The sequence below is a fragment of the Citrobacter sp. RHBSTW-00881 genome, assembly GCF_013728515.1.
Classification (GTDB): Bacteria; Pseudomonadota; Gammaproteobacteria; order Enterobacterales; family Enterobacteriaceae; genus Citrobacter; species Citrobacter braakii.
Map to the genome: position 1 here is coordinate 273,958 of NZ_CP056270.1, position 25,073 is coordinate 299,030.

Sequence of the window (25,073 nt, forward strand, 5' to 3'; positions counted from 1 at the left end):
GGTGTCGGTATCCGCCGCGCCGGGCTATTTTCCTGCCATCATCCTCTGGAGTGTTTCATGAAAGACCGTTTTTATCTGGTCAGCTTGCGTGACACCGTTGGTAGCAATACCGCTTTTCATAGCCATCACGGCAGAGGTTACAGCACCGATCAGCGTAATGCCCGGGTTTACACCCGCGAGGAAGCACAACGCGCATGGAATACGGGACGGGAGTTTGACCTGCCGGTTGATGCCGATGCAGTCGACCGCCATCTCGTGTTTCATGTTGATCATCAGTTTGTACCGGGAAAAACCATTCTCTCCGAAAGCGCCACCAAATATGTCGGCTTCGTTAATGGCCAATGGGACGGAAACGATCTGTTCTGGCTGGCTGATGCGGGTACTACCACGGATTTTTCCCTTGCCAGAGTTTTTGACTCACCACAGGCAGATAGACCTGATGTCGTCTGGTTACCCCATCACATCCCTGACGCTGCAAAGCGCCCTACCTTCAGTGTTGAGCGGATAGACCGCCGTAAAATGACGCAGGGGGCCGGTCTGCTGATGCCTGCCTGGCTGAAACGCCAAAATCGCCGACAGTCAAAGGGGCTGACTCGCTGGAATTGCCCCGGGTGTGGCCGTATTTCATGGCAACAGAATCCGTATGATTTTGATGGTTGCCGGTTCTGCATATAGTCAACTACCGCGAGAGGCCTCTATGTTCCGATTATTACAGAAGTGGTTAGTCAGGTTTACCTGTCAGGACGATATAGATTGTATGTCGACCCGGCGCTCTGCGGGCGAGTTCTGGCTGGAAATAGATGCCCGTCGTCACTGGATTTTCCTGGACATCGACGGTGTACTCCACCGGGCGGAAAACGGGTCACTGGAGTTTATGCCTGTGCTGGATCACGTGCTGACGCAATGCCCGCAGACGGGAATTATCCTTTCCACAAACTGGCGTACCGGCGTACCCCGGGAGATGGTGCTGAGTCATTTCCCTGCGGGTATACGCGATCGGATTGCTGGACTCAATCCCGATCTGGATGGGCTGGTGAATAACCACGTGCGTTATCACGAATGCATGGCGGTCGTTAAACGGTTCGGCCTACAGCATTACACCTTCGTGGACGATACCGCTCGACTCTTTCCAACTGACTGCCCTGCCCTGTTCCTGACTCACCGGCACGAGGGGCTGAATGCAACGCAGGGTAGCGCTTTGATAGACCGGATTCGGTTAATGAAATGACCGGTTTAAGGCTGAATACAAATTATTAATGAGGATGCGTTATGAATGAAATCCCACAATACGTCTATGACCTGATCGGTATTTGCCTCTTTGTTGGAATGTGGGTCGGAGGCGTTCTGCTTATTTGGTTTATTTTCTCTAATGGAGAGAGCGACGAATAGCCAGGCAACTGGCGCAACTGATGTTGCAGGATGGCCCCAACAATATCTTACCTGCTTACGCTCTGATTACCCGCGCAACGCTTCGTCAGAAGCGGAAAGCTGGGATAATGAATATATCCCGTATACACCAGGCTATCCCAATGAAAATTACTGTGTTTACTGCCCCTGATTGTCCGAAATGTCGCATGACGCTTACCCGCTTTTCTCTGGCTGGGGTGGACGTGAATGAGATCCCGCTGGTGGACAACGCAGATCTCGTTCGCCTGACACAAAATACCGGTGCGCCGCTGGTGGTGGTGGTCAACGATTCGGGCCGTGTGACGGGTTGGGGTGGGTTCCGGCCAGATCTTATTGCGACAACTGCCAATGGCTGGAGTGTCGGGTCACTCGATATCCCCCCGTCGCTGGTTAATCACGTCCTTCACTGAGGTAAACGCCATGCACAATATCTCTGTCGAAATCCCTGCGGCCCTCGGCGTACATCCTCCTTCAGGAGCGGATGTCGTGCTTATAGACGATCTGAATAACGCCCTCGCCGGTGCTGGCTTACCGCAACTGAAGATAGAGCCGATAACGTGGACACCGCCATCAGGCCGACCGGTGATCTACCGGTCTGAGGTTCCCGATATCCTGCGCATTGCAGGTATAAACCCTGACACCTCTGACATGGTGAAAACCTTCTGTTCCGGGCCACTGCCGATTGACGATAACGAGCTGGATGCCCTTCTGGAGATGCGCGAACGGGACGGTCATAGCGAAAGCTTCAGGATCGCGCTCTGTGGGGCGCTGGACGCGATTCTCATTCGACTCTACTCAGCAGAGCGTCAGCTTCGTTGAAACGCCAGTAAAGACGCTGGTGGCCTCATATGAGGTATCAATCGGCTCGGTTCCGTCTCAATAATTTAAAGAGAGCACGGTATATGAGTCCTGAAGAAGAAAAAGTGCTGCATCAGCGGCTGATACAGCTTGGCGATATGATGGGGGATGGCCTGCACTATGAGCGCGACGGTCAATGGATCACCCGGGAGTACAAAGCCACGTTGCGGGCGCTGGGGCTTTTGAAGGCTCCCAAGCGTAAGCATAACCCGACCAAAACACTCGCTGTGGATGAGCGAATGGCACAACGTGTGAAGGACGTAGCCTGTACCCAGTGCGCCGGGAAACTGAAACAGGTGCGCTCCGGGTCTCTGAAAGCGCAATGCACCCGGTGCAAAACCAAGTTCACCCTCCTGAAAACCATTAAGTAACTATACCCGCAGCTGGTGGTCACCCCACCAGCATAAAATATACCCGAAACTGTGACACCTGCGCTTGCCTGCCTCAATGTCGTGATAGCTGACAACCCCCACGAAGAAAACAAACCTCACACCTGCGATCGTCGTGATGCAACGATTTTGTCGAGCCAATTATATGAAGAGACTGTTATGAAAGACTTCCATTTCCTGTATGTCGAACTCCTGGTCGAATTGCTTCGACTGGTCAATTTTCTTCTGCCGTTGTGGTTTGGTAGTTGAAAATAGCAGGTAATACCCGGGCAAGACCTTCCCGTTTTTTTAAAATAAAAGGGCGCACATAGCGCCCTGTCAGAAAGGTATTTTGAAGCAGCAGACTACTTACGAAACTCCCATTGTTTAATCAGCTTTTTGACAAACGTCTCGCCATAGATCTCATGTGACTCCATGTATGCACAAAGCTGTATCAGGGTCATCATGCCATCGCGAAGGGTATCGCATGACTCGTTACGGCAATAGGCCGTGAGTTTGTACATATTCGCCCCGCAAACGTCCGGGTTGTAGAGATTAACAATCAGGCTTGCCGCGAATTTCTTTCTCTCTGCGATAGCGCCCAGATAAGCCAGCTCCCTTTTCAGGTCTTCCGGGATAGGTGTGACAGCACACGCTCGCGGGTTCAGGTTTATCTGGATATGGTCAAAGTCGAGTTCCTGCATTGTCCTGGTTCCTTCTGCTGATATTCGGTATCCGTCTGCCGGGCCACACGATTCTGCATGTAATGCCCTTCATATCACCATTGTACCGGATACCTGCAATTTGCCCCGTAACTACCGGTGCTGATGATAAAAAATATCTTTATTTTGCGAACGATATACACCAGTCCGTCCTGATTTCGTCAGCTGAATTGTGCCGGGTAAGCTGGTTGCCATGTGAGTGACCTAATGGAGAACACCATGCAGCACACTGCAACCACACACCCGCAACCGGCTAACACCGTGAGTATCGTCAGTACGACCTACGGTCAGACGCTGGTGGTACTGAACGGGAAATGTCTCTACTGCGCACCACCAGAGCGAGGAGACGAAGCCCGGCAGCTGGCATCAACCACTGCCGGGGCACTCAACGTGCCGGTCGATGTCGTCCACCTCGATACATTTGCTACCGATACAACCGAAAGCCAGCTGATGGCCCGCTTTGAAAACCAGAATGCCGGGCCGTGGTATAGCCATGCGTTTACCATCGCGTTCAGTGTTGAATACCCGGCGAAGAGTAGCGATGACATTCCACCAGCGGAATTACACCGTGCATTGATGAAGCGGGCCAGAGAGTTTACCGGTGATCTGGATGCGCTGGTGGAAGCCTGCGGGGCATCTTATGACAGTTATCAGATGGGGTAACTCCTGCTGGAAATGACCGCATTCTGCTGGCGTTTTCAATGAGATATCGCCAGCCGCTTTGGTAGAGTTTTCCAGATAGCAAGCGAACATCATAGCCAGTGGCAAGAGGTAAACCTATATGAATTCTGTCTGTCTTGATTACGAGAAAGTGGATTTTCTGGCGAATCTCCTGATCCCCACCCTCGCCAGACACCCCATCAGTAACAGTTTCCCGGAGCGCGGCCTCGCACTTAAGGAAAAGCACCCTGAGCTGGTGGGCTGGCCCGAGCGCAAACTGGGTGAAGTGGAAAATTACCAGAATGCACTGTCCAGACAGCTACCGAGCCTGAACAGCATGTCCTTGCCGGAGTTTATCGACTTCATTCTCACCCCGCATGTCGCGGAGTATGTTCTTGAGCAGGTTGGCACTCCGCTTGCTGAAGAAACCATGCAGCTGTTTATGGCGAAAGTGAAGGCATAACGCGGTTTTCAGCCCCATATACTCCAGATCATAACCGGCCTTAATGGTCGGTTTTTTTTGTGAATTTTCTGCCCCGAAAGCCTTCGTCACCTGCGGGGAGCGTGGTTAACTGGTTATGTAAACAAAACGAACAACACACATAACTACAGGGGTCTACCATGTTAAATCCAGCTATCTGCGCCATGTTCATGTTTCAGGGCTTCCAGCATGAAGTCTCCCGTCTGACCGCATTATCAGTGGCTAATCCTATCCCCCTCACCTTCAACTGTGACAGCGTACAGACAATGATCTGTGAAACGCTGGCTGGTGGCGAAATTGAATGTGCTCACTGGATGTTGGATGCCGCAGAGCAGATCTGTAAAGCCTGCGAACCTGCGTATCAGGCATCTGAAGAACCGGGAGTCTGGTACTACGACATTGCTGAACGTCTGGGCGCTGAAGTGGCCTGCCGTTGCGTAAAAGGTGATATCAGCACTGACCAATTGGTCGCTGTTGCAGTTAACCTCACTGAGTCATGGAACACGCTGAGCGAAGACAGCAATCAGGAGCCTGATTGCGGATCATATGAAAATACCGTCAGGACGTTGGTAGAACGTGCTGATACAGCAGAAGCGGCTTGCGTAGAAGCAGTCAGAATCCTTGATGGTGGTGAGCGGCAGGCGTTATCAAAGGCGATAGCAATTCTTCGCCCTGTGGCCGCAACGTTGCAGTAGATAGTGGCAGAACACCAATACACACAACACTCACTACAGGAAAATGACCATGAAACTCACCGTATCGACTCGCCCGGTAAGAATTGAAGGGAATTATGTCTCTGTCGTCTTTAATCGTTCCCATAACTCCATGCCGGAAACAGCAGAGGTTAAAAATGCCGATCAGGCGCGGGCATTCATCAACGATTACATCGCCCGTAATATCAACGAAACGCCGATGCATCTGGTGCTGACAAAAGAGGGCCGGGCATTTGGCGGGTTCGACGCGCTGAATAGTAGCCTTCCGCCCGCGATTGAATCATCAACCCGTTTGTAATGACTGACTGGTGGCGCTCAGTGAGGAGCGTCACCCGGCATCACGGAGGGAGTTGCAAGAGTTCTGATTAGCCTTTCCTGACCCACGCCCAAAGCATCGCACCCGCCAACACCGTCAGCATCAGAGCAAACACGGAACCAACCAGACTCGCATCGCCATTCTTGCCGGAGTAACCGCAGGTTTGAGATGCGTCACCAACTGCCTGACAAATTGAATCGGGATCAAGTCCCCAGTAGACAAAGGCGAACAAGGCAATTACAGAGATAAACGCTTTAGCGACTTTCGCTTTCTGAATCATCAGAGACACCTCAGTTCGTCAATGCCGGGGAGTTGCCTGTGTGTTATTTCAGGCGGGAATCAAACCGGAACGGAATTTTCTTAACCGTAGCCATCAGGTCAAAGAGTTCAGGGTGTGCCGGATTCAGCAAGTAGTTAAATTCAACCGGAGACAACGCACTTGGAATACGCAGCGCGATAGAAGAACCGCTTTCAGCCCAGTTATCACCGTAGAGCGCCAGCTCAGCAGGAGCATCCTCACTCGCCCAGTTATCAGGGAGACGGCTCATGTCGAAGGTCTGGATCTGATCATCCGGTACATCAAGACTCAGCAGTGTAAAGTCGTCCAGTAACTGCGGCGCGTGAATGTGTACCAGCGTTTCAAGCATGGTAAGGCTGGCCGTTTCAGACAGGTAGACCATTGCAGTGCCTACGCTGTTCCAGCGGCCCCCCGTTTCTTTCGCACCCAGACCAGACCACGCAGTCATCAGATAACGGGTCTTGGTCAGTCGGTAAAGGATCACGAGTATACCCCGTGCTCAATACGCGTAATCAGGCGCATCACTTCAAGCGCACCTGTCTCAGAAGAAACAAGCTCTGCCGGTGATTTCCAGCTCAGACCACGGTTCGCTTCGTTCAGCCATTTGTGCGCCGCTTCTTTGTCACCTTCAAACAGCTCTACAGCGCGTTCAATTACGCGGATAATGCGCACCAGACGTTCGCTCTGATCGGCAGTGAAACGGTCTTTGATGCTACGATTAAACGTCGTATTAGGTATACCCGACATTTTGCGCAGCTCAGACGGCGTGATGTTAGCCCATTCAGAAATGTGCTTAGCTACTGTGCCATCGAGACCGTGATTGATTTTATCCATCAGCGCGATACCGTCATTATCCAGCCCAGCAACCTGCCATAAGCAGTGCTGATTCGTTTTGGTAACGTCTGGAGAAAAAACTTTCATCGTCATAACTAGCCCTCCCATTTGGTAATTCAATTATACCATATGGAACACTAACGGCAATCTTTTAACCATCAGACAACCTCAGCGCCCTTCGTCACCAGCCCCACCTGCCAGATAATAGGTCAATAACGACAAAACTATGACAGGGGGCATCATGCCGAATCTCTTACGTTATGACCAACTGGACTCCTCACGTCAGCCAGCAGCGCGGGCATCAGCCGCTAGTGGCGAATTATGGTGTGCCCGCAACAACGTAAAAAAGCAGGCGGCAGCGTCAAAGGCCGCAATTCACCAGGCAATCAATGATCAGCACCGCATTACCCGGCTGCGAAACACCTTTTCGCTCGCGAAGGATATGCGTGAAAAGCCGGTCGTCTGGATTGAAAAGCGCATCCTCGAAAATCTGTGCATGTTCAATGAGCAGGACGATATGTACCTGTTCACGCAGCAGAACTTTGTCAGCAAACTCTGAACCTCCGGCCCGGCTCGTCGGGCCATTAAAAGGAAACCGATATGACAGACTTCATTGATAAACTGGCAGCGAATGGTGTGGCCTTTACCCTTCAGGACGGACGAATCATCGTTGAAGGCGATCTTCGTGTCGGGTTTACGCTTGAGCCAGAAGATCCGGCAATTCCCTGCGACTATATTCCCGCGAATCTGACCGTGACGAACACCCTGACCATTCTGTCGGGCATTCATAGCATCCCTGCCGGGCTGGTGGCCCGCAATCTGTTTATCAGCTACTCTGAGCTGGAATCTCTCCCTGACAACCTGACCATTACCGGTACGCTCATGGCGAATTCTTCACGTCTTAAGTATCTGCCGGAAAATCTGACGGTGGGCCGCGTTCTGGACATCATGTGTACTGATATCGCCTATCTGCCGGATACGCTGAAAGTAGCTGGCAGTATGATGCTGTCAAACACCCGTATTACCACTTTGCCGGATAACCTGCATCTTGAAGAAAATCTGGCCCTCGAAGCCATGCCGTTGCAAGCGTTGCCAAAAAACCTGAAAGTGGGCCACAGCCTGTATCTGGATGCTGTGGCTCTGAAGCGGATCCCTGAGTGTATATCGTGCCCCGTGATTAACCTGGTTAACCCTGGTAATTTTGAAAATGTCGCGTCAGTCACCGGTATCGGCGGAAAGCCTAACCGCCATGTCTATGCGCTACGTACAGCGCTTGGCGTTCGCGTATGCATGTACGATTTGTCTGTAGACCCGGAAATATTTGGTCTGCTGGTACGTGGCATCTATGATGAACCCACGGCTGAACTACTTGATAAGGCCGCACAACAATGTATTCAGCGTCTGGAGGATATGTATGCTTCTGAAAACGCAGTTCGGCACTGACTCGGGTATGATTTATACCCGGAAGGTGTATCTGCATTACACCGACACTGACGGGCATTCACGCAGCAAGCTGATAAAAGGTTACTACTACCCGGGCGAAGTCCCGGTTGAGTCGTTTTCAGAGCGGGCACTTGCTCCTGGTATGCGCCAGCTGTTGAGTTGCCGCTGCGGCGCAATAAACTGGGTCGCAACTGGTGGTATCAACGAATACCAATGCGACTGCTGCGCAAAGGAAATAACCGTTTACTGACGGTCTGCACGGGGATACCGTTCGACCGGCATACCCATGACAATAAGAGCAGGTGCTAAATGACAAAAGAAGAATCACAATTTTATGCTGGTGCAATCTGGGCCGCATCGACCATTTACCGGATGCATTCTGACTCGGTGGTAGCGAAAGATTTTCTCCGTGAAATTAACGATCTGGATGTGGCAGCAAAATGTGGTGCTGAGTACGACGTTCTCCCATTACGCCTGTTTGTTTTGCGCGATTTACCATTGGGCCACGATGCGGATTATGAAGCCATCAGCTTCGGGCCGGTAGACCGTCACGGCAATATCATCTGCGATCACTCTCAGACTTCGGTCACCGATATCTCCGGCCAGCGAGCGTATGGGGTTTATGCCCGCCGTGCGGGTGAGTCGAATCTGACGCTCATCGACAATCTTGATGATGAAGAAGAAGCCGAACCACTGGCGAAGGTGCTGGCTGAACAGCTCCAGCAAATCAAAGAAGGTCGCTACGATATTTAAGCGTTAGACCACGTACTGCTGGTGGCAATACACTGGCGATTAAGGGGGTTAAGTGACTTAAATGATCCACTGACCTGTCTGTGTAAAGCCTGTTTATCCCAAAGCCGTCTGGTTCACCAGGCGGTTTTTTTATGCCCGGAATAGCAAGCACAACACAAAACGAAACCGATATTATCTTTCTGAAAATACAGGGCTTTTTATGCCCTGGTTTTCTTCGTCACCTGAGTCACTCACCAGATACTGGATACAGAAGCCACAACATGTAACCCGTTATCAGGAGCGACCCATGAAAGCACAAGCTGTTCGTAATCACTCTTTTGGCTCACTGAAGCTCAGCGCAAGCAATGCGGCAGCAGCCGCGCTGGCGCACCCGGTAACCCATTTCTTCATGCTGTTCGCCATCGTGATGTACCTGGTCTATGGCGGTGTAGTACTCGGCATTAAGCCGTAGCATTCCCTGTGGCCGGTCGCCCAACCGGCTTTGCCTCCAACCCTTCTGGAGGTAGTTGTTAACTTCCCCGGTAAACCGGGGATTTTTTTACCCGTAGTTCCAGCGTTCGCCACTGGAGCTAAAACCCACCAGAGCGAATTCCGTAACATAAGCGCTTCTTCTACGTCCGATCAGTACCTTACCCTATGAGCAACCCGTCACACTCTGCTAGCCTTCCTCCCGGAATGAACGACACTCTGATGTCCCTATATATCGAACCGGATATGCCTGGTATCGATGATCTCGTTATAACAATTATTCGGCTTCGGCGTGAGGGCTGGACAGCATCTGAACTGACTTTCCGTATACTTTCGTCAGTTGCATATCAGGTGATTCCTCCAGAGGCGTTTACCGACCCTAAGCATCACCTCCTGAAAGAGTATGTCAGTTTGTCCCGTGAGTTCGGCCTAGTAAGCGGGGCAAGACATAATGCTCACCTCCGTGGTGTCATTCGCAGAGGGATAATGTCGGGAATAGATAGAGCAGAGGTAATACGCCGCGTTCTTTTCTCCCCGCACTATTCAGAACATGAGGAAGATAACCAATCTGATTCGTTCCCTCGTTCGTCGTAACAACCGGGTGGCATTAACGCTTTTTCCCCGAATGTTCCGGTACAAAGCCTTTGGCGTGGTTGAAACAGGATCTGGTTATCCGCGACGGCCTGAACATCAGGAATCCAAAGTTTGTCTACTGGCAGGATATCTCAGAGTCCAGGAAGAAATTCGTGCTTCTCAGGCCCGTCTGGCTTTACTAAATACTGAAATCGAAAAGGAGAATGCTCAGGAGTACGCACGTAACAAAATTCCGGCATCACGGTTGGCTCACTTCAGGCTCTGGTTCACTCGCCGATTTGGTAATGACACATCCCGTTTGATTGAGTCCGTGGACACCTACTGCGAGGAGCAGAATCCAGTAATGGATGAGCAACCGGCTGTATTGCCATTACCACGCGGTCACCTCCCCCATGCAGATATCCGTATGCGCTCCCCGAGCTTCCGCCGAGAGGTTAGCGTTCGCGATGTGCATGTCCAGTCTCAGTTCCGTGAGTTGGTGGATAAGAATTTCGGAAGCCTGTGCGCGGTATCGGGCAAACACCTCAACGGTGTGCTGGAGGCAGCACATATTGAACCAACATCCGTAGCAGGCTGCTATAACGCCAGTAACGGCATTTTGCTATCACCAACATTCCACAGGCTGTTTGACACAAACATGATGGGTATTGATCCTGATACACTACAGATTCACTTCGCCAGCGGTATAGAGTTCCCTGAGTATGAAGGGGTCTGTATAAAACCGTTGTTCTACAATCTGGATAAAAACAGGCTCGGGGCAAGATGGCTTGAATTTAAAGTGAAATCACCTGCGGAGTAAGCCCTCTCCCCTCTTCCATCTCCCTGCCCTATCCAATCTATTTATTGGAAAGGCATAGCAGCATGGAGATAAGTAGCACACAAGTAACTCACCGATAATTCACATAAAAACCATATCAAAACAAATCAATCAGTTTATCGCATTTCCTAGCGCACTTTTAATTCACATTTTATGGACTTTTAATCCAATCCTCTCCTGTTCACTTTGAATTTAAGTGATATCAGTGAATGATAAGGTACGAATAATTCACTAAATAACAACTATGTAAATTCAACAGCATAAAAACCAGAGCGCTATCTTCGGACTGGTTCCAGTAATTGATGGTTTGAGTCCGGCCCGCATGTCATACTGATTTATATCTTTCGTGTAGCCCTGCGGTAGGCACGATTTCATCCCAATACATCCAGTGGCATGTGACTATATGATCGACCAAGCAGAGTTAATGAAGAGTGTTTTAGCGGTTCTGCAAGCCAGAAACGTGTCATTATCAGAGAGCCCTACGCGAATTCTGATGATGCTTCCAACACGGTTACGCGTGAATGTCACTGTAATCGATGCTCAAAATGAACCGTTAACCGCGACACTGATGCTGGATCAGGAAGGTCAAGTGACCTGTAAGCTGGCAACAGACCCCGCTGATACCGTCGTTGATATCAGTCGATATAGAGTATGATTTAAATCTTCGCGTTCCAGCCAGCCGTTCCCAGCTTCGTTGTAGAATATTGCAATAAGCCAATCCCCAGCCAGCCCTGTAATGTAACCGAAGAAAATCGTGCGCAATGCGCACGTAAAAATGTCTGCCCGCCACGCGGGCAATCGCCGTCCAAAAGCTTCGCTCTCAAGCGAAGCAGGCACGGCATGTAAATTCGAATAGAGCCCTCACGGGGCGATTAGGCGAATTCGCGGCCCGCTAGGGCAAAGTCTCAAAGCGTATGGGGGTTAACACCCCCAAAACGCTGTGGAGACTGTTGTGGCTTTTCGGAACTACGATCCCGAAGTACTGACTAAGGGTTGCGGCTGCCACCAGCCCGGCTATCAGGCGACCCAACAATTATTTCTCCGTATCACTTCGTCACCTGCTCAAGGTGATTGAAAATAGAATCACAATTAGAAAGCGGGGAACACACAATGAACACTCAGACAAGAATCAAATTGAAAGGCCTCAAAATCTATACTGGCATGAGCCAGGAAACAGTCTGCTTTAACGCTACTGTCCTCTTCGACGGGCTGAGCATAGGTACAGCTGATAATGATGGGCATGGTGGCGAAACTCGCGTACTGTTCGAACCAGGAAAAAAAGAGCTGTTCCGCCAGGCCGAATCATATGCGAAGGGTCTTCTGCCAATCTGCCTTGGCGAACACAATGGCAAGCCATTTCTCATAGACTCAAACCTGATTGAAGTAATCGACCAGCTTGTCAGTGACGAGGAGCGTAACCGGAAAACTAAATCAAGTTTCAAGAAGGTTTACCGCAAGAAAATCTGCGTCTTACGCGAAGGTAGACTTTGGACAGTGGGCTACAAAAGCCAGGCTCAATACGCTTCATACATCGCACAAATCAAAAAAGAACATGGCCCTGATATCGTTATCCTGGACGATTTGGAACATGATGAAGCTTTCGAGCTGTACAGTAAGCACTTATACGCCTGACCATCAAGCGTGGTAGAATTGGATAATTCTAGCGCAGAGGATCACTATGAAAGTTAAAGAGCTTATCGCCCAGCTTCAGCTACACGACCCTGATGCTGTTGTCGTAATTGCCGGATTTGAAACCCAGAGTACTGGACTGGTTGCCGAGGCCGATACTATTAAAGAATGCGTGACAGTTCCTGTCCAAGCGGACAGCATGACGGGTGACCGTTCGTTGGCAAAGGAGGGTTCACCTTCTGTCTGGTTGGGATGGGGGAATGATTACCGCACGGAGTTCTTCGTTAGTGCCATCAACGACCCGGACGAATTAGCCTAACTATATCGAATACCCAAGAGCCTCTACTTCAGAGGCTTTTTTATTTGATGGGTCTTACGGGAAACCTTGTCATTCATTTACCAATAGTTGCAGGGCGTATCCTCCAGCGCTAAGTCACTTAACCCCCTTAATCGCCAGCCAGCATCTCCGGGTTCTGCCCGACCCGTGGATTACTTAACACCCTTAATCGCCAGTCAGCCTCTCCGGGTTCTGCCCGTACCGTGGGTCACTTAACCCCCTTAATCGCCAGCCAGCCTCTCCGGTTTCTGCCCGTACAGTGGGTCACTTAACCCCCTTAATCGCCAGCCAGCCTCTCCGGTTTCTGCCCGTACCGTGGGTCACTTAACCCCCTTAATCGCCAGCCAGCATCTCCGGGTTCTGCCCGACCCGTGGGTTACTTAACCCCCTTAATCGCCAGTCAGTCTCTCCGGGTTCTGCCCGCCCCGTGGATTACTTAACCCCCTTAATCGCCAGAAGAGAAAGATGATGTGTCATTGAACTGCATTTCGAGATCGCAAAATGAAGAAAAAACAAAATAGAATGTTAGCGTCTCAATCTGATTGCCGTTACAATTATACGCATAGAGCGTCATTTTACGCATTATACGTAAAGTATACGCATATGCGTTTAAATTCATAATTCAGGTTTGAGGGTATGACGAGAATGAATCTAATAGATAAAATTGCCCTTGTCGGGCAACGCATGAAGTCCGAACAAATTTCATTGAAAGAATCGTTACTGGCTTCTTCCCGGGTATCTGTATCAGATGACAGTGTGGAGGGGGTAGATCGCCTTATCTATAACCACTGCCTGAATAAAAAAAATCTCTCCGACTTCTTTGGAAAATCTCGAGTTACCTTCAATAAAATTCTCGCTGATCTCGAAGAAAAAAGGCTGGTGGGTCAACCTATTTATCAGAACAAAAACCACCTTTATACCCGCTGGGATGTCCAGAATATTATGGATGCCCTGGGTTATCCGCGCTATAGAGATTACTACCAGAGCCGAACAATCATTGTTCAGAATCATAAAGGTGGGACAGGAAAAAGCACGACCTCAGTGGCTCTGGCTGTAGCAGCAGCACTTGATCTCCAGTTGAATGCCAGAGTTTTAGTAATTGAATGGGATCCGCAAGGCTCTATTGGTAGCGGTATGATTCAAAGCGTATCTGAAGACGACGTATTCCTGACTGCAATCGACGCAATCCTGGGCGTGTATGAAGAAGGTTCTGAATATAAAAAATACCTCGACATGGGTTACTCTGAGGCTGAAATCATTGAGAATATGCCGTTCTCAACCCATCTGCCAAATCTTGATGTAATTACTGCGTTCCCAACCGATGCGAGATTCAAAGATAAATACTGGCAGTGCAGTAAAGAAGAGCGCACTCAGTTGTTGCTACGATTCAAAGAAGTGATAATGCCAGTCCTGAAAGCTAAGTATGACCTTATTATCTTCGATACCCCTCCAGAAGACTCGCCAATTATCTGGGCCGCTGATGAGGCCGCTGACGGTATTCTTGTCGCAGTTTCTCCGCGAGAATACGACTATGCATCCACAACTGATTTTATGCTGACGATCAGTGAGCGATTCCGTCAGTCTCCCAATAAAGGTGAAAATATTAAATGGTTTAAAGTACTGGCCGTTAACGTCGATGATAAAAGCCCATACGAAAAAATAGTCCTCGATAAGTTAATTCGAACCGTTCAAGACCTGTTTATGGCAACCAATATCAAAAACTCTGAAGCATTCAAAGCAGCTGCGTCACGGGGTAGGTCGGTTCTCGATATTAAGAAATCTGAAGAGTTATGTTCACCAAAGCAGCTGGATATTGCCGAAGAATCCGTAATGTCCGTATATCAACAGTTTATTAATGAGATAAAGAGTTTTTCAGCGAAGGAAGGAGTTAACGCATGAGTGATGAACAGCATATCGGAAACGATAAATCGCGTTATCTAAATACGCCAAAGCGAACCGATGTAGGCCACCGTTCCGGGTTAGCTAACCTTAAGAGTCCCCCTCGCATTAAGAAACTCTTTACCCTTCATAACGGGCGAAAACTTGAAGCTGAGCACGTCACTGTAGCAGCTGAAAATGTCGCTACTGAGACCGCCGTTCACCCAATGAACCCGCGAAATCAGGAAGCGCTTACCACAAACGCAGTACGAGATATCCTGCAACAAATTGAGTCAAGGGGTGTTGATACTGAAGGTGTTGCCGTTAAACGTGATGGCGTGTACCTGCTTATTGAAGGTAGCCGCAGACGTTTTTGCTGTATTGCGGCTCAAAAAGATCTGCCTTTATGGGTGCTACCAGATGATCTATCAGCTGAGGACATCAAGGCGATTATTACCGCTGCACAAACATCACGCCGATTCTCATACCGAGAGGTTGGGCTTCAGTATCTGGAACTAATGCAGGAAAAAGGATTCACCAAAAATGAAGAGCTTGCCCTCTTTCTTGGCATAAGCCATGTGTCAGTCTTTAAACGTATTCAGGCGGCGCGTATTGACGGTTCGTTGATAGCTCTGTTCCCGGATTATGAAGGTATACCAAACTCCTTCTACAGCCGGTTGTCCAAACTTCAGAAATACGTAGAGAGCAACCTTTTCATTCTTGCAGATGTAGTTGATAGGGTGAAAGAAGAAATTGCTAATCTGGACATCAGTGACATCCCGGAAGCGCAGAAAATTGTCATGGCGCAGATCACAAAGGCGGTTGAATTACTCGATCAAAAGCCACCTGCAAAAAGTTGGGAAACCCGTGATCTGGCTAATTTTGCTAATAAGGACAAATACGCCCGTATCAGCAAAAATGCATCGGGCCGTAAAGTTCGCTTTGAATTTAACCGAATGAGTACCGAGCTCATGGCAGAAATTGAAGCATTTATTACGGATAAACTGAGTAGCGAAAAATAACAATTCGCCATTGCTTGATTATCGAAACTGCACCTCCTGGTGCAGTTTTTTTTTGGCCGCAAACCTATTCGTCAGGAGGAGACACCGGTTGATAATAGGAAAAAAACAGCTCATGAGGTGGCTATGCTTTCGGAAAAAATTGTAACCCTGTTTTCAAATGACGCATTAAAGCGTTTCACGATTCTTGAGGCTTACGCCGAGCTAAAACGTCAGGGTACTTTTAGCGTTTTCCTTTCGTTCATCGATCCTCGTACTGATTGTCTCGTAGAGGGTAACTTTCAATTCTACCCGAACCCCGTTAAGACCTACTCAAACATGGGAGTATGCTATCTCACTGAACATCTTGGGCTAACGTTAAAAATCCCAAGCTCTATGGAATGGTGGGCTACACATGAAAAGTCAACATTTCATAACCAAGACATCACCTATCTGAAGGAGGGTGAATACGTAAAGGCAACCATTAAACTGGAAATAGGCTCGCGGATCAGAGTTCCTAATGCGTTCGAAGTTGCCCCTTCCATGTGAACTTAAGGCATATCAAAGTAAATTACTGACGAGGACGGCTATGGCACTCACGATAAAAACAGAAACACTAAAAGCTACCACAAGCCCAACATTTGAGGCTTTACGTAATCGTTATAGCCACCGTAGTTCTGACGATGAGATTGCCGTCGATCCGCTATGTTTATCTCGGGATGATCTGAATGAACTTTTACAGGCATGTCGTGGTGATGGAGAGTCAAAAAATCGACGAGCTCTTGAATCGATCATCACTGCACTGGAAGGTGATTTCGATAAGCCTGTGAGCAGTTTTCCGGCATTCGGTCGTGTGTTACTACAGTATCTGAAGTCAAATCGAATTGATGGCTGGATATACCGACGCGGTCATGACGGCAACCTGTACCCCGGTCTTGTTACAGCAATAAAAGAAGTAAAATCAGAAAAAAACTCTGACCGTCCCCCATCACTATTGTTACAAATCAGCTGGTATGGGTTCGGCGAATATTCGCACTCCAAAAAGGTTTACGGAACCCAGCTTACCGCCCTGAATTTCGAGCCTAATGAGGTGGCGCGGCGCAGTGTCGCTAAGACACTGGCCGACCGTGATATCTACCATGAAACGCATGAGCTGAAACAAGAGTACCTGGAACAACTAACGCGGTTTAAGGAAGTGGTCGACGGGCAATTTGGCAATCAGTTTAAAGCAACCGGCAGGGCTGTCAGAATGGAATCGTATAGCTACAGCGACCGGAATCTGGAAATAGCAGGGCATAAACTGATACACGATTTGCCTGATAGTGAGTGCGATGCCTACGGTGCAGAAGTGGAGTCGCCTCTTTTTGAAGATGACCAGTTTGGCCTTTTACCCGAAATTCCTGTGCAGCGTTATTTTGATCTCTCGCTGCAAGACTTTATCTGGATACATGCCAATAACGTAGAACCATACAAGTATGATAAAGAACTGCCAAAAAAGATGGTTTTGCCGGAAGACCACCGTGATTTACTCGATATACTGACCACGGATATCAGCGCTTTCACCAGCGATATTGTTGAAGGGAAAAGCGCGGGTAACATCATCATGTGCGTGGGCTCACCCGGACTTGGGAAGACATTAACTGCTGAAGTGTATGCAGAGGTCATTGAACGGCCCCTGTACTCAATTCATGCTGGCGCACTGGGAACCAACGCCGATGACATTGAGAAAAATCTGCGGACGATTCTGACCCGGGCTAAACGCTGGAACTGTGTCCTGCTTCTGGACGAAGCCGATGTGTTTGTCATGCAGCGTGGAGCATCACTGACTCAAAATGCCATCGTTGCGGAGTTCCTCCGTACACTGGAGTATTTCGATGGGTTGATGTTCATGACAAGCAACCGGGGTAGTGACATCGATGAGGCTATCATACCAAGATGCGCTGCAATCATTCACTATGATGTGCCGGAGAAATCAGATGCCCAAAAGATCTGGAAGATTATGGGTGAGAACTTTGGCGTGAACATTCCTGATGAACTGGTCAGATCACTTGTAAACACTTACCCAGAACTTCCACCACGTGACATCAAGATGTTGCTACGGCTCACGTTGCGAATGAGCGTGAAAGAGCAGGGGAGTGGTAGCATCCCGACACTGGATATTGTGCGGAAATGCGCGATGTTTCGTGGGATAGAACGAAAGAGAAAAGAAAAAGCCCTGTGATAACGATGCCGGGTTCGCCCGGCATACAACCTGCTGGCCCAGCCCAAAGCAATCCGAGTTCTTCAGCAAAAGCAGCAGCGTGTCGGAAATAACTGTGTTATAACAATTCAGGTGATCATGATGAGAAGTTGATAACAATGTTTAAGCTAAGTCCCATAAGAAAAAAAACAAACAAGCTGCATAAACTCCTTAATAACGGCTATCGTTTCGTAATCATGCATGAAGATGAAATTATTGAACCCTTCCGCTACGAAATAGAAGCCAGACGAAAACTATTCTTTGGCAGAAAACTCCTTTCTATTTCCGACCTCATCGACTCAATAAACGATAGTGTAAAAACCCAAGCAAAACGCGCCCCTTAACTATTCGTCACCTGAATAACTCCAGCTATGATAAACATTATTATCAAGCTTAAAGGTGATACTTATGAAACCGTTTGGGATTTTCTATTCAGTAGAAGGCTGCACTTGTTCACTGTGCCGCTCGCGTGGCTATCGTAAAAACAATGCATACGATAGATCTCTTCGTGTAAGCAAACACCGCGCCCGTCAGCAGGCCAAGCGTGAAATCCGCTCCGCCGTATTCAGCATCGACAATTAAGAAAGGTTGATGATAAATAAGAAGAATAACGAGGATAACAAATGACTGATGAAAACCAAATAAAGGTGCTGTTTTGCATTCTGCGTCGTCGATTCGTGGATTATGTCCCTGAGTTTGAAAACTGTGTAGAAGAACGGGAAGTCATCAATGAAACGCCGAAGGGTTACCGTATGTCCGTCTCCTACGGCACATCAGTTTACCTGCACGCGGATTATGAGTTTTTCGAATCACGTCAGGCAGCGTATCAATGGTGCGCCCGCCGTGTGACCGCTAGCATTGAGAAGATGAAACAAAAAATGCAGGCGGCAGAAGCAACAAAAATAAAACTGATAGAAGCATCCGGGAACTGTGGCGAATAAGATGACACCACGTCAAATTATCCTCTCACATATTACAGCTGAGAAAGCACTCCCACGAGGAACGCTGATCTGGTTATTCTACGAGAATGCCGATGATTTAATCAGCCTGAATGAAGTGGACGATAATCTTGAAAGGTGGCATCAACGAGTTGGGTCGCCTGAAGAAATTCAGGTGATACTGGATATGCCTGATGACGATTCAGAAGTCTGGCTATTCAGCCCAACAAAATTATTCTCCCCACGGGTAAAAACCCCCGTTCTGACAGCCAGAGATAGGGCAGTTGCTCGCTATGGCGTTTCTCGCGTTATGACGGCGGAGAAAGTTGTTTTTCTGTATTCAGGGTATCTTCTGCACCTCTATAGACAGGCATATGGTTTCACCGGCCCTGCGCCTGAAGTTCGGGTCAACTGGAGTGCCAAACATTCATGGGGCGGCAGGAGCTCAATCACTATTTCACCATCGTCCATTTATCCTGACAGTGATACACCGCGCTATCGCTACCATGAGTACGCACATATAGAGCAGCGTAAGGACATCGGAGCATTTTATTCAATCAATCAACTGGATCATATCAAAGGCGTAGTGGCACATGAGCTTGCGCACTTTTGCCAGCGCCACACTGGAAAAGATAATTTTAAATTTGGTTTTCCGGTACTCCCTGAAAAAGATTTCAGAACGGCTCATGGTGATGGGTGGCAGTTCTTGTATGCATTTTTCAGAACAGAATTAAATAAAAGAATTCAGCGATAACCCAAAAAAAGGCATAACCAATGTACCTTCTTTCCATTTTATTATTTACATTTGTTTATCTGTTATCCTTTAATTCTGTTATAGAGGAAAATAGAGACCGCTATTCCATACAGACTTTTGCAATAGTGATGATCACGATATTCCTGATATCAATGCCAGTAACAACAACTTTTGTGTCGTTGATGCTTGAAGAAAACCAGAGAGAGCATCGTGATTTGATTTCCTTCCTGCAAATCAATTCCGTTTGGTTCGCAGGAGCCGGGGGGCTGGTGGCTATCTTCTTGTCAGCCCTGACAATGGTTCGCCTGAAGCAAAAACGTATCCGTCACAAAACATCGAACCTTAACCTCATCGTTGTGGGCCTTTTCGCGGGCGTAGTCTCTTTTGCCAGCGCGTATAAGCATCTAGCTTTCTTCAGTGGGGATGATGCGGGAGTGTTTTTATATGAGGCTATACCAGCCATCGATGACATCGACTGTAACGCGCCAATACTCCTGGTGAAATGGGAACCTGACTCAAAGAAGCCAACTGCATGGCGATGCCCTACGGGCGTTGCATTCAATATCAATAGTCCTACTCCATTCCTACCTTGGGGTTCATATGAGGAAGGGGAGAGTTCAAAACTAAATGAAGTGATGACAATTTTGATGAAAAATGCGGTCAAAATCGAAAAACGTCGCCATCTTGATGTCATCATTACGAGCTAAGGCCTTGTAATCACTGGATTACAGGGCTTTTTTATGTACCCGAAAAAAAAGAGACATTTTGTCCCCAAATACGCTTCGTCACCTGTTTGGTGTGTGTTTAACTGGATTTACAGCAAGCAACGAACCTCGCGACACAATAACTAAAGCGGAGAAACACCATGAACACCGACGTTAAAGCTATCTTCGAACAAAGCCGTACCCTGGAAAATCTGGAAGGCGCTGCGGTACTGATGCGCAGCTTAGACAAAGCGCCATCATCACTCCGAGCACTGAGCGATTTCGTAACCAAAGCGCGTAAAAGCGGCAATACGGAACAGTTCGAAGAAGCCGATATCGGGCGTAACAACGTCTTTGCGGTGAGCCCGTACTGGTTGTTTGTGGAAGAGGGACTGAACCTCCGCGACGTAAATTATGACCGTGCGGTAATGTTCAAACACGCTTATCTGGAACGTCCTCAGTCAGTGCCTGTCATCCGCGTTAAACCAGTAGTAGTGGAAGGCGTAACCCGCCTGAAAATCATTGATGGCCACCACCGTTTTGCTGGCCTGATGATGGCGATTGCTGAGGGCGCGAGCTTCCAGAAAATCACCGTCGAGGAATTTGAAGGCGGCAAGGACGAAGAAGTCTACAACATGATCGAGAGCGCCAACTCCCTTCAGTTGAAGATGGTGGAACGCGCTGAAGGCTTCAAGCGCCTGATTGGCTGGGGTCACACCATTGAGTCGATTGCTCAGCGTCTGGGTGTCTCTCTGGTCACCGTTCGCCGCAGTATCGTGCTGGCAAACGCTGACTTCAGCATCAAGATGCTGGTGAAAGAAGATAAGGTATCTGGTGACGTTGCCGTTGACGTTATTAACGAATGTCAGGGTACTGACCGCGACCCGTATGAAGTCCTGATGGAATCCCTGAAAAAGGCAGAAGGAGCTGGGAAAACCCGCGTCACTGCCAAATTCGTGAGTTCCAAGAAAAAGACTGGCCTGAAACCGAAAGTTATCCGTAAAACCTTCGACAGCCTGTTGCCAACCCTGAGCCAGCTGCGCGACCAGATCCCGCCGCAGCCGGAAGGTGAGCATGAAAATCAGATCGAAATTACGGAAACCGTGCCGGAAGAAGTCGTCTTACGCCTGACTCCTGAAATGGCCCGTACTCTGATGGCTACCCTGGCTGAACTGGAATCAGCAAAACAGGCAGAAGATGCTGAAGCTAATGGTGACAACGACGGTGATAGTGCTGAAAACAACGGCGGTGCTGACGATGCGACTGATGCCGATACCGATGGCGCTAACCAGCAGAATGGTGAAACTGAAGAGACTCAGCTGCACCCGGTGTACTAACCTCCCAGCAGGTCTTTAACAGACCTGCATAAAATTCCTTTTCATTCTGATGGGCCGGATAAACCGGCTCATATTTTTGCACATATAAATGGCCGCATTTTGCTGCCTTAAATTTTTCGATGATAGACAGGAGCGCATTAAAATATCAGGGTTATAGACTTTTTTGGATAGCAATGGGGGTCGCGTTGAATATTCAGACTAATTATATCGAGCTGCAAAATTGGCTCGAAAAGGCAAAAAGTATTTATTCCTCCGCAGGATGCCCGCACGAAAGAGTTGATGATGGCATTTTAAAAATTGCAATGCAGGTAGCGGCTATTAGAAAAACAAAACCAGATATGCTGCATGTATTCCTTCAGGAGTTAATTACTGAGTTCAAGGGTTATAAACTCATTCAGTGCCGATTCAATAAATCCAATTATGAGCATTTTGTTAGTAAGCGTGCAGCGAGAACCGTATTGACGGGGATGTGTTATTCAGTTGGCAGTGCTACGCGCCAGGGGAGCAGTTCGCTGACCCGGTTTATCGGCCAGTCAGCTATAACATCAAGCACATGGCGAAGGTAGCTTTCTGGCTCCACTCCGTTCAGTTTGCATGTCCCGATCAGGCTGTACAGCAGCGCTCCCCGCTCTCCTCCATGATCCGAACCGAAGAACAGGTAGTTTTTGCGGCCCAGGCTGACCATCCGTAGCGCATTCTCAGCTATGTTGTTATCTGCCTCGGCCCAGCCGTCGTCAGTATAGTAAGCCAGCGCCGGCCACTGGTTCAGTACGTACGTGAACGCTTTCGCCAGTTCTGAGTGTCGCGACAGCGTTTTCACCTTTTCACGCAGCCAGCTTTCCAGGGATTTCAGCCGCGGTTTAGCTTTTTGCTGACGTTCTGCAAGGCGTCGCTTCGCCGGCATCCCCCTTATTTCCGCTTCGATGGCATATAACTCACCGATCCGTTTCAGGGCTTCCTCCGTCAGCGCTGACGGGGTGCGAACGTGCACATCGTGGATCTTGCGGCGGGCATGAGCCCAGCAGGCAGCTTCCGTTATCTGTCCATTGCGGTACAGTTCGTTGAACCCGGCGTACGCATCCGCCTGCAGAACACCGCTGAAGCCAGCGAGATGGCTCTGCGGGTGGATACCTTTTCTGTCCGGGCTGTAAGCGAACCACACTGCCGGCGCCAGCTCTGACCCGGCGTTACGGTCGTCACGAACGTACGTCCACAACCGCCCGGTCTTCGTTTTCTTATTACCTGGCAACAGCACCGGGACAGGCGTGTCATCAGCATGGAGCTTACCGTCAGTCAGCACATAGTCCTGAAGCGCCCCTTCCAGCGGTGACAGTAGCCGGCAACACGAATCCACCCAGCCCGACAGCAGTGAGCGGCTCAGCTCCACACCCTGGCGGCCGTATATTTCAGACTGGCGGTACAGCGGGGTGTGCTCTGCATACTTTGAACTCAGCACGCGGGCCAGCAGCCCCGGTCCTGCGATACCCCGCTCGATGGGCCGTGAAGGCGCGGGGGCCTGCACGATGGCATCGCACTGAGTACAGGCATGCTTTTCACGTACTGTCCGGATAACCCGGAAGGCGCTGCGCATCAGCTCCAGCTGTTCGGCGGCATCTTCACCCAGGTAACTCAGCGCACCACCACATTCCGGGCAGCATGACGCTGCCGGCAGCAGCCGTTTTTCGTCACGGGGAAGTGATTCAGGGAACGGTTTGCGGGTACGGGTCTGCCGCAGCGGGCGCTGCACGGCCGGGTCATCCACCCGGCCGGTAAGGGTATCGCTTTCTTTCTGCAACTGCTTAAGGTCGGCTTCCATCTTCGCGATACGGCGGGAGACTTTTTCGGAGCGGCTGCCGAAGTTCATCCGGCGCAGCTTATCCAGTTGCGCCTGCAGGTGATCTATTTCGCGTTCACGCTCGTTCAGCTTTTCCAGAAGGGCACGGTTCAGCGCCTCCTGTTCGGCAAGGAGACGTTTCAGTTCATCGATATCGTCAGGAAGTAAGCTGTTCATACCGGGTATATTACCAGGCTCATTCAGCGTCGACCAGGATAAAGAGGCCTACAACATAGTCAGTGACGTAAGCAGTCTTTTAGGCTGCCGCCAGTCGATACCTTCAAGGAGCATCGCCAGCTGTGCCGGTGTGAGGAACACTTTGCCATCCCGGGCTGACGGCCAGGCGAAGCTGCCGCGCTCCAGCCGTTTGGTCAGTAGACACAGTCCATCGCCGGTAGACCAGAGGAGCTTTACCTGACTGCCATTACGCCCACGGAAGATAAAAACGTGACCTGACATCGGATCGTCTTTCAGCGTCGTCTGCACCTTTGCCGCCAGGCCGTTGAAGCCGTTTCTCATATCGGTGATGCCAGCGACCAGCCAGATCTTTGTCCCTGATGGTAATGGGATCAACGTTTGAGCTCCCGTATCAGCAGGTTCAGGATATTTTCGCTGATGGCACCATTCAGACGGAGTGATCCGTGCCGGAACGTCACTTCACAGCTGATATTGAGTGATTCAGGTGCCGCAGCAGCTACAGGTTGTGACCGGGGGGAGGTTGCAGGGACAACATCTTCGGCATCAAGTGTTATCGGGAGCAGCTCAGGCACGTTGTTTTCTGTTGTTGAAGGAGGACGTAGTTTTCCTTCGCGCCAGTACTGGCGCCACTTGAACAGCAAATTATCGTTGATCCCATGCTCACGAGCGAGTTGCGCTACGGAGATCTCTGGTCGATGCGAGAGTTCAACCATTTTGATTTTGAACTCAACGGGATAATTAGGGCTTTTTTTACGCACTGCGGTTAATGATTTCATGGATAGCGTCCACCATATTTGGTGTCCATTATCCTCTCAGGAATTTCAGGATCTGCCAGACGGTGCTGAGACGACGCTTACTTTTGTTATGACCCCGGAAATTCAGATTCTGATCGGTGGTCTTATGGATAAAGCGTCAGAGGGAATAATGCTGGCTTCTATCTGCCACATGCTACAGGTAGATACGTTATCCGAACTTCTAAGCCTAATCCCAACGGGAATGCCAGACACCGATGTACTGGATGCGCTATGGCGTGATCAGAAGACGCCCGCAGGACTGAACCTGCTTGATGACTTCGTACTTCTGGATACCGTTGCGCTGGCTAATAAGCGGGGGATTGCTGCATGAATGTATCGGCGTTGATTAGTAGCCTCTATGTGACCGTTATCGCCGGGCAGGAGCTGGAAGCAAAAGCTCTGGAGCATCACGAACGCCGTACAGCTGGTCGATTTTGCCGAAAAACACTTTCTGTCCACGCGGTGAAGCGCAAGCCCGGGGTGGAATTTCTGGCGCGGCTGAAAGTCAATTACGCCCGCGCCAACCTGACAAACTGCGACCCCGGTACAGTAGCCGAGCTGAGGCTGGTGGGCCGCTCTGATGAAGCGAATGAGCTCTCTGAAGCAATTCTAAAGGCAATAGCATCCAGTTACCCGGAGTTGGTATCGGAATGCGCACGACAATTACAAAAACAAAAGCTATTCCAGAACCTCTGAGGCCA

At 49.5% G+C, this 25,073-nt stretch carries 37 protein-coding genes; 30 read left to right on the top strand and 7 right to left on the bottom strand.

The window, feature by feature from the left end:
• The first annotated feature begins 57 nt into the window (after nt 1-57).
• The 5 genes from HV311_RS26590 (at nt 58) to HV311_RS26610 (ending at nt 2,636) form a co-directional block, all read left to right on the top strand.
• Nucleotides 58-675 (top strand): hypothetical protein, encoded by a 618-nt coding sequence (locus HV311_RS26590; protein ID WP_007372289.1) that lies wholly within the window; start codon nt 58-60, stop codon nt 673-675.
• Nucleotides 676-697: 22 nt separating this feature from the next.
• Nucleotides 698-1,228 carry an HAD domain-containing protein gene (locus tag HV311_RS26595; protein WP_016241557.1) on the top strand — a complete coding sequence of 177 codons (531 nt, stop codon included), beginning with the start codon at nt 698-700 and terminating at the stop codon, nt 1,226-1,228.
• Nucleotides 1,229-1,529: 301 nt separating this feature from the next.
• A complete protein-coding gene (locus HV311_RS26600; RefSeq protein WP_016241556.1) occupies nt 1,530-1,817 on the top strand; it encodes a glutaredoxin family protein in 288 nt (95 codons plus the stop codon).
• A gap of 10 nt (nt 1,818-1,827) precedes the next feature.
• Complete coding sequence (locus tag HV311_RS26605) at nt 1,828-2,226, top strand: hypothetical protein (protein ID WP_007372292.1); 399 nt, start codon at nt 1,828-1,830, stop codon at nt 2,224-2,226.
• A gap of 83 nt (nt 2,227-2,309) precedes the next feature.
• A complete protein-coding gene (locus HV311_RS26610; protein ID WP_007372293.1) occupies nt 2,310-2,636 on the top strand; it encodes a hypothetical protein in 327 nt (108 codons plus the stop codon).
• A 362-nt stretch (nt 2,637-2,998) separates the two neighbouring features.
• On the opposite strand, the gene HV311_RS26615 is transcribed toward HV311_RS26610, so the two are convergent.
• The gene (locus HV311_RS26615; RefSeq protein WP_007372294.1) at nt 2,999-3,337 is read right to left on the bottom strand and encodes a hypothetical protein; all 339 of its coding nucleotides are present in this window, start codon (nt 3,335-3,337) and stop codon (nt 2,999-3,001) included.
• A gap of 237 nt (nt 3,338-3,574) precedes the next feature.
• Here HV311_RS26615 and HV311_RS26620 point away from each other — a divergent pair, with 237 nt between their 5' ends.
• The 4 genes from HV311_RS26620 (at nt 3,575) to HV311_RS26635 (ending at nt 5,507) form a co-directional block, all read left to right on the top strand.
• Nucleotides 3,575-4,018: a hypothetical protein gene (locus HV311_RS26620; RefSeq protein WP_007372295.1), complete on the top strand. Its 444-nt coding sequence runs from the start codon at nt 3,575-3,577 to the stop codon at nt 4,016-4,018.
• 118 nt (nt 4,019-4,136) lie between these two features.
• The gene (locus HV311_RS26625; RefSeq protein WP_007372296.1) at nt 4,137-4,478 is read left to right on the top strand and encodes a hypothetical protein; all 342 of its coding nucleotides are present in this window, start codon (nt 4,137-4,139) and stop codon (nt 4,476-4,478) included.
• A 158-nt stretch (nt 4,479-4,636) separates the two neighbouring features.
• Entirely contained in the window at nt 4,637-5,191 is a 555-nt protein-coding gene (locus tag HV311_RS26630; RefSeq protein WP_007372297.1) for a hypothetical protein, read from the top strand.
• A gap of 49 nt (nt 5,192-5,240) precedes the next feature.
• Nucleotides 5,241-5,507 carry a hypothetical protein gene (locus tag HV311_RS26635; protein ID WP_007372298.1) on the top strand — a complete coding sequence of 89 codons (267 nt, stop codon included), beginning with the start codon at nt 5,241-5,243 and terminating at the stop codon, nt 5,505-5,507.
• 67 nt (nt 5,508-5,574) lie between these two features.
• Here the strand turns inward: HV311_RS26635 and HV311_RS26640 are convergent, their stop codons facing one another.
• From HV311_RS26640 to parS, 3 genes are read right to left on the bottom strand one after another with little or no spacing between them, the layout of a single operon-like run.
• Nucleotides 5,575-5,805: a hypothetical protein gene (locus HV311_RS26640; RefSeq protein WP_007372299.1), complete on the bottom strand. Its 231-nt coding sequence runs from the start codon at nt 5,803-5,805 to the stop codon at nt 5,575-5,577.
• Between the two features lie 43 nt (nt 5,806-5,848).
• Entirely contained in the window at nt 5,849-6,307 is a 459-nt protein-coding gene (locus HV311_RS26645; protein WP_008786589.1) for an RES family NAD+ phosphorylase, read from the bottom strand.
• Nucleotides 6,304-6,744, bottom strand: a complete 441-nt coding sequence (parS, locus tag HV311_RS26650) for a type II RES/Xre toxin-antitoxin system antitoxin (protein ID WP_007372301.1) — start codon at nt 6,742-6,744, stop codon at nt 6,304-6,306. The genes HV311_RS26645 and parS overlap by 4 nt, the downstream gene beginning before the upstream one ends.
• Before the next feature lie 154 nt (nt 6,745-6,898).
• On the opposite strand from parS, the gene HV311_RS26655 reads away from it, so the two are divergent.
• The 19 genes from HV311_RS26655 to HV311_RS26745 all read left to right on the top strand — a co-directional run bounded on the left by HV311_RS26655 (nt 6,899) and on the right by HV311_RS26745 (nt 21,546).
• Nucleotides 6,899-7,216: a hypothetical protein gene (locus HV311_RS26655; RefSeq protein WP_016241555.1), complete on the top strand. Its 318-nt coding sequence runs from the start codon at nt 6,899-6,901 to the stop codon at nt 7,214-7,216.
• A 41-nt stretch (nt 7,217-7,257) separates the two neighbouring features.
• Nucleotides 7,258-8,100 carry a hypothetical protein gene (locus tag HV311_RS26660; protein WP_007372303.1) on the top strand — a complete coding sequence of 281 codons (843 nt, stop codon included), beginning with the start codon at nt 7,258-7,260 and terminating at the stop codon, nt 8,098-8,100.
• Nucleotides 8,072-8,350 carry a hypothetical protein gene (locus HV311_RS26665; protein ID WP_007372304.1) on the top strand — a complete coding sequence of 93 codons (279 nt, stop codon included), beginning with the start codon at nt 8,072-8,074 and terminating at the stop codon, nt 8,348-8,350. The genes HV311_RS26660 and HV311_RS26665 overlap by 29 nt, the downstream gene beginning before the upstream one ends.
• A 59-nt stretch (nt 8,351-8,409) precedes the next feature.
• On the top strand, nt 8,410-8,853 hold the full coding sequence (locus HV311_RS26670) for a hypothetical protein (RefSeq protein WP_007372305.1): 444 nt from the start codon (nt 8,410-8,412) through the stop codon (nt 8,851-8,853).
• A gap of 286 nt (nt 8,854-9,139) precedes the next feature.
• On the top strand, nt 9,140-9,304 hold the full coding sequence (locus tag HV311_RS26675; protein ID WP_007372306.1) for a hypothetical protein: 165 nt from the start codon (nt 9,140-9,142) through the stop codon (nt 9,302-9,304).
• A gap of 567 nt (nt 9,305-9,871) precedes the next feature.
• Nucleotides 9,872-10,714: an HNH endonuclease signature motif containing protein gene (locus tag HV311_RS26680; protein WP_007372307.1), complete on the top strand. Its 843-nt coding sequence runs from the start codon at nt 9,872-9,874 to the stop codon at nt 10,712-10,714.
• Between the two features lie 421 nt (nt 10,715-11,135).
• Complete coding sequence (locus tag HV311_RS26685) at nt 11,136-11,387, top strand: hypothetical protein (RefSeq protein WP_024196080.1); 252 nt, start codon at nt 11,136-11,138, stop codon at nt 11,385-11,387.
• Between the two features lie 455 nt (nt 11,388-11,842).
• A complete protein-coding gene (locus tag HV311_RS26690) occupies nt 11,843-12,364 on the top strand; it encodes a hypothetical protein (RefSeq protein WP_007372310.1) in 522 nt (173 codons plus the stop codon).
• 46 nt (nt 12,365-12,410) lie between these two features.
• Entirely contained in the window at nt 12,411-12,680 is a 270-nt protein-coding gene (locus HV311_RS26695) for a hypothetical protein (RefSeq protein WP_008786584.1), read from the top strand.
• A gap of 663 nt (nt 12,681-13,343) precedes the next feature.
• A complete protein-coding gene (locus HV311_RS26700; protein ID WP_007372312.1) occupies nt 13,344-14,597 on the top strand; it encodes a ParA family protein in 1,254 nt (417 codons plus the stop codon).
• The gene (locus HV311_RS26705; RefSeq protein ID WP_007372313.1) at nt 14,594-15,598 is read left to right on the top strand and encodes a ParB family protein; all 1,005 of its coding nucleotides are present in this window, start codon (nt 14,594-14,596) and stop codon (nt 15,596-15,598) included. Before HV311_RS26700 ends, HV311_RS26705 begins: the two co-directional genes overlap by 4 nt.
• Before the next feature lie 39 nt (nt 15,599-15,637).
• Nucleotides 15,638-16,123, top strand: coding sequence for a hypothetical protein (locus tag HV311_RS26710; protein ID WP_172745723.1), 486 nt, complete (start codon nt 15,638-15,640; stop codon nt 16,121-16,123).
• Nucleotides 16,124-16,163: 40 nt separating this feature from the next.
• Entirely contained in the window at nt 16,164-17,795 is a 1,632-nt protein-coding gene (locus HV311_RS26715) for an AAA family ATPase (RefSeq protein WP_224771500.1), read from the top strand.
• A 137-nt stretch (nt 17,796-17,932) separates the two neighbouring features.
• A complete protein-coding gene (locus HV311_RS26720; RefSeq protein ID WP_009653090.1) occupies nt 17,933-18,157 on the top strand; it encodes a hypothetical protein in 225 nt (74 codons plus the stop codon).
• 64 nt (nt 18,158-18,221) lie between these two features.
• Nucleotides 18,222-18,395 carry a hypothetical protein gene (locus tag HV311_RS26725; RefSeq protein WP_009653096.1) on the top strand — a complete coding sequence of 58 codons (174 nt, stop codon included), beginning with the start codon at nt 18,222-18,224 and terminating at the stop codon, nt 18,393-18,395.
• Nucleotides 18,396-18,436: 41 nt separating this feature from the next.
• Nucleotides 18,437-18,754: a hypothetical protein gene (locus HV311_RS26730; RefSeq protein WP_007372316.1), complete on the top strand. Its 318-nt coding sequence runs from the start codon at nt 18,437-18,439 to the stop codon at nt 18,752-18,754.
• Between the two features lies 1 nt (nt 18,755).
• Nucleotides 18,756-19,505 (top strand): hypothetical protein, encoded by a 750-nt coding sequence (locus HV311_RS26735; protein WP_045269635.1) that lies wholly within the window; start codon nt 18,756-18,758, stop codon nt 19,503-19,505.
• 20 nt (nt 19,506-19,525) lie between these two features.
• Nucleotides 19,526-20,212 (top strand): hypothetical protein, encoded by a 687-nt coding sequence (locus HV311_RS26740; protein ID WP_016241554.1) that lies wholly within the window; start codon nt 19,526-19,528, stop codon nt 20,210-20,212.
• Nucleotides 20,213-20,370: 158 nt separating this feature from the next.
• The gene (locus HV311_RS26745) at nt 20,371-21,546 is read left to right on the top strand and encodes a ParB/RepB/Spo0J family partition protein (protein ID WP_007372318.1); all 1,176 of its coding nucleotides are present in this window, start codon (nt 20,371-20,373) and stop codon (nt 21,544-21,546) included.
• A gap of 472 nt (nt 21,547-22,018) precedes the next feature.
• Here HV311_RS26745 and HV311_RS26750 read toward each other — a convergent pair whose 3' ends face one another.
• Genes HV311_RS26750 through tnpA form a run of 3 tightly spaced genes read right to left on the bottom strand, consistent with a single transcriptional unit; the run spans nt 22,019 to nt 24,354 of the window.
• A complete protein-coding gene (locus HV311_RS26750) occupies nt 22,019-23,557 on the bottom strand; it encodes an IS66-like element ISKpn24 family transposase (protein WP_181219951.1) in 1,539 nt (512 codons plus the stop codon).
• A gap of 48 nt (nt 23,558-23,605) precedes the next feature.
• Nucleotides 23,606-23,953 carry an IS66 family insertion sequence element accessory protein TnpB gene (tnpB, locus tag HV311_RS26755; protein WP_181219953.1) on the bottom strand — a complete coding sequence of 116 codons (348 nt, stop codon included), beginning with the start codon at nt 23,951-23,953 and terminating at the stop codon, nt 23,606-23,608.
• Nucleotides 23,950-24,354: an IS66-like element accessory protein TnpA gene (gene tnpA, locus HV311_RS26760; RefSeq protein ID WP_003031976.1), complete on the bottom strand. Its 405-nt coding sequence runs from the start codon at nt 24,352-24,354 to the stop codon at nt 23,950-23,952. Before tnpA ends, tnpB begins: the two co-directional genes overlap by 4 nt.
• Here tnpA and HV311_RS26765 point away from each other — a divergent pair.
• Nucleotides 24,353-24,703 (top strand): hypothetical protein, encoded by a 351-nt coding sequence (locus tag HV311_RS26765; protein WP_249414910.1) that lies wholly within the window; start codon nt 24,353-24,355, stop codon nt 24,701-24,703. The genes tnpA and HV311_RS26765 overlap by 2 nt on opposite strands.
• Complete coding sequence (locus HV311_RS26770) at nt 24,700-25,068, top strand: hypothetical protein (RefSeq protein WP_007372320.1); 369 nt, start codon at nt 24,700-24,702, stop codon at nt 25,066-25,068. Before HV311_RS26765 ends, HV311_RS26770 begins: the two co-directional genes overlap by 4 nt.
• Nucleotides 25,069-25,073 lie beyond the last annotated feature (5 nt).

Excerpts from the sequence above, each read along its gene's own strand:
- HV311_RS26590 (WP_007372289.1), top strand. The coding sequence starts at position 58 with ATGAAAGACCGTTTTTATCTGGTCAGCTTGCGTGACACCGTTGGTAGC.
- HV311_RS26595 (WP_016241557.1), top strand. The coding sequence starts at position 698 with ATGTTCCGATTATTACAGAAGTGGTTAGTCAGGTTTACCTGTCAGGAC.
- HV311_RS26600 (WP_016241556.1), top strand. The coding sequence starts at position 1,530 with ATGAAAATTACTGTGTTTACTGCCCCTGATTGTCCGAAATGTCGCATG.
- HV311_RS26605 (WP_007372292.1), top strand. The coding sequence starts at position 1,828 with ATGCACAATATCTCTGTCGAAATCCCTGCGGCCCTCGGCGTACATCCT.
- HV311_RS26610 (WP_007372293.1), top strand. The coding sequence starts at position 2,310 with ATGAGTCCTGAAGAAGAAAAAGTGCTGCATCAGCGGCTGATACAGCTT.
- HV311_RS26615 (WP_007372294.1), bottom strand. The coding sequence starts at position 3,337 with ATGCAGGAACTCGACTTTGACCATATCCAGATAAACCTGAACCCGCGA.
- HV311_RS26620 (WP_007372295.1), top strand. The coding sequence starts at position 3,575 with ATGCAGCACACTGCAACCACACACCCGCAACCGGCTAACACCGTGAGT.
- HV311_RS26625 (WP_007372296.1), top strand. The coding sequence starts at position 4,137 with ATGAATTCTGTCTGTCTTGATTACGAGAAAGTGGATTTTCTGGCGAAT.
- HV311_RS26630 (WP_007372297.1), top strand. The coding sequence starts at position 4,637 with ATGTTAAATCCAGCTATCTGCGCCATGTTCATGTTTCAGGGCTTCCAG.
- HV311_RS26635 (WP_007372298.1), top strand. The coding sequence starts at position 5,241 with ATGAAACTCACCGTATCGACTCGCCCGGTAAGAATTGAAGGGAATTAT.
- HV311_RS26640 (WP_007372299.1), bottom strand. The coding sequence starts at position 5,805 with ATGATTCAGAAAGCGAAAGTCGCTAAAGCGTTTATCTCTGTAATTGCC.
- parS (WP_007372301.1), bottom strand. The coding sequence starts at position 6,744 with ATGAAAGTTTTTTCTCCAGACGTTACCAAAACGAATCAGCACTGCTTA.
- HV311_RS26655 (WP_016241555.1), top strand. The coding sequence starts at position 6,899 with ATGCCGAATCTCTTACGTTATGACCAACTGGACTCCTCACGTCAGCCA.
- HV311_RS26660 (WP_007372303.1), top strand. The coding sequence starts at position 7,258 with ATGACAGACTTCATTGATAAACTGGCAGCGAATGGTGTGGCCTTTACC.
- HV311_RS26665 (WP_007372304.1), top strand. The coding sequence starts at position 8,072 with ATGCTTCTGAAAACGCAGTTCGGCACTGACTCGGGTATGATTTATACC.
- HV311_RS26670 (WP_007372305.1), top strand. The coding sequence starts at position 8,410 with ATGACAAAAGAAGAATCACAATTTTATGCTGGTGCAATCTGGGCCGCA.
- HV311_RS26675 (WP_007372306.1), top strand. The coding sequence starts at position 9,140 with ATGAAAGCACAAGCTGTTCGTAATCACTCTTTTGGCTCACTGAAGCTC.
- HV311_RS26680 (WP_007372307.1), top strand. The coding sequence starts at position 9,872 with ATGAGGAAGATAACCAATCTGATTCGTTCCCTCGTTCGTCGTAACAAC.
- HV311_RS26685 (WP_024196080.1), top strand. The coding sequence starts at position 11,136 with ATGATCGACCAAGCAGAGTTAATGAAGAGTGTTTTAGCGGTTCTGCAA.
- HV311_RS26690 (WP_007372310.1), top strand. The coding sequence starts at position 11,843 with ATGAACACTCAGACAAGAATCAAATTGAAAGGCCTCAAAATCTATACT.
- HV311_RS26695 (WP_008786584.1), top strand. The coding sequence starts at position 12,411 with ATGAAAGTTAAAGAGCTTATCGCCCAGCTTCAGCTACACGACCCTGAT.
- HV311_RS26700 (WP_007372312.1), top strand. The coding sequence starts at position 13,344 with ATGAATCTAATAGATAAAATTGCCCTTGTCGGGCAACGCATGAAGTCC.
- HV311_RS26705 (WP_007372313.1), top strand. The coding sequence starts at position 14,594 with ATGAGTGATGAACAGCATATCGGAAACGATAAATCGCGTTATCTAAAT.
- HV311_RS26715 (WP_224771500.1), top strand. The coding sequence starts at position 16,164 with ATGGCACTCACGATAAAAACAGAAACACTAAAAGCTACCACAAGCCCA.
- HV311_RS26720 (WP_009653090.1), top strand. The coding sequence starts at position 17,933 with ATGTTTAAGCTAAGTCCCATAAGAAAAAAAACAAACAAGCTGCATAAA.
- HV311_RS26725 (WP_009653096.1), top strand. The coding sequence starts at position 18,222 with ATGAAACCGTTTGGGATTTTCTATTCAGTAGAAGGCTGCACTTGTTCA.
- HV311_RS26730 (WP_007372316.1), top strand. The coding sequence starts at position 18,437 with ATGACTGATGAAAACCAAATAAAGGTGCTGTTTTGCATTCTGCGTCGT.
- HV311_RS26735 (WP_045269635.1), top strand. The coding sequence starts at position 18,756 with ATGACACCACGTCAAATTATCCTCTCACATATTACAGCTGAGAAAGCA.
- HV311_RS26740 (WP_016241554.1), top strand. The coding sequence starts at position 19,526 with ATGTACCTTCTTTCCATTTTATTATTTACATTTGTTTATCTGTTATCC.
- HV311_RS26745 (WP_007372318.1), top strand. The coding sequence starts at position 20,371 with ATGAACACCGACGTTAAAGCTATCTTCGAACAAAGCCGTACCCTGGAA.
- HV311_RS26750 (WP_181219951.1), bottom strand. The coding sequence starts at position 23,557 with ATGAACAGCTTACTTCCTGACGATATCGATGAACTGAAACGTCTCCTT.
- HV311_RS26765 (WP_249414910.1), top strand. The coding sequence starts at position 24,353 with ATGGATAGCGTCCACCATATTTGGTGTCCATTATCCTCTCAGGAATTT.
- tnpA (WP_003031976.1), bottom strand. The coding sequence starts at position 24,354 with ATGAAATCATTAACCGCAGTGCGTAAAAAAAGCCCTAATTATCCCGTT.
- HV311_RS26770 (WP_007372320.1), top strand. The coding sequence starts at position 24,700 with ATGAATGTATCGGCGTTGATTAGTAGCCTCTATGTGACCGTTATCGCC.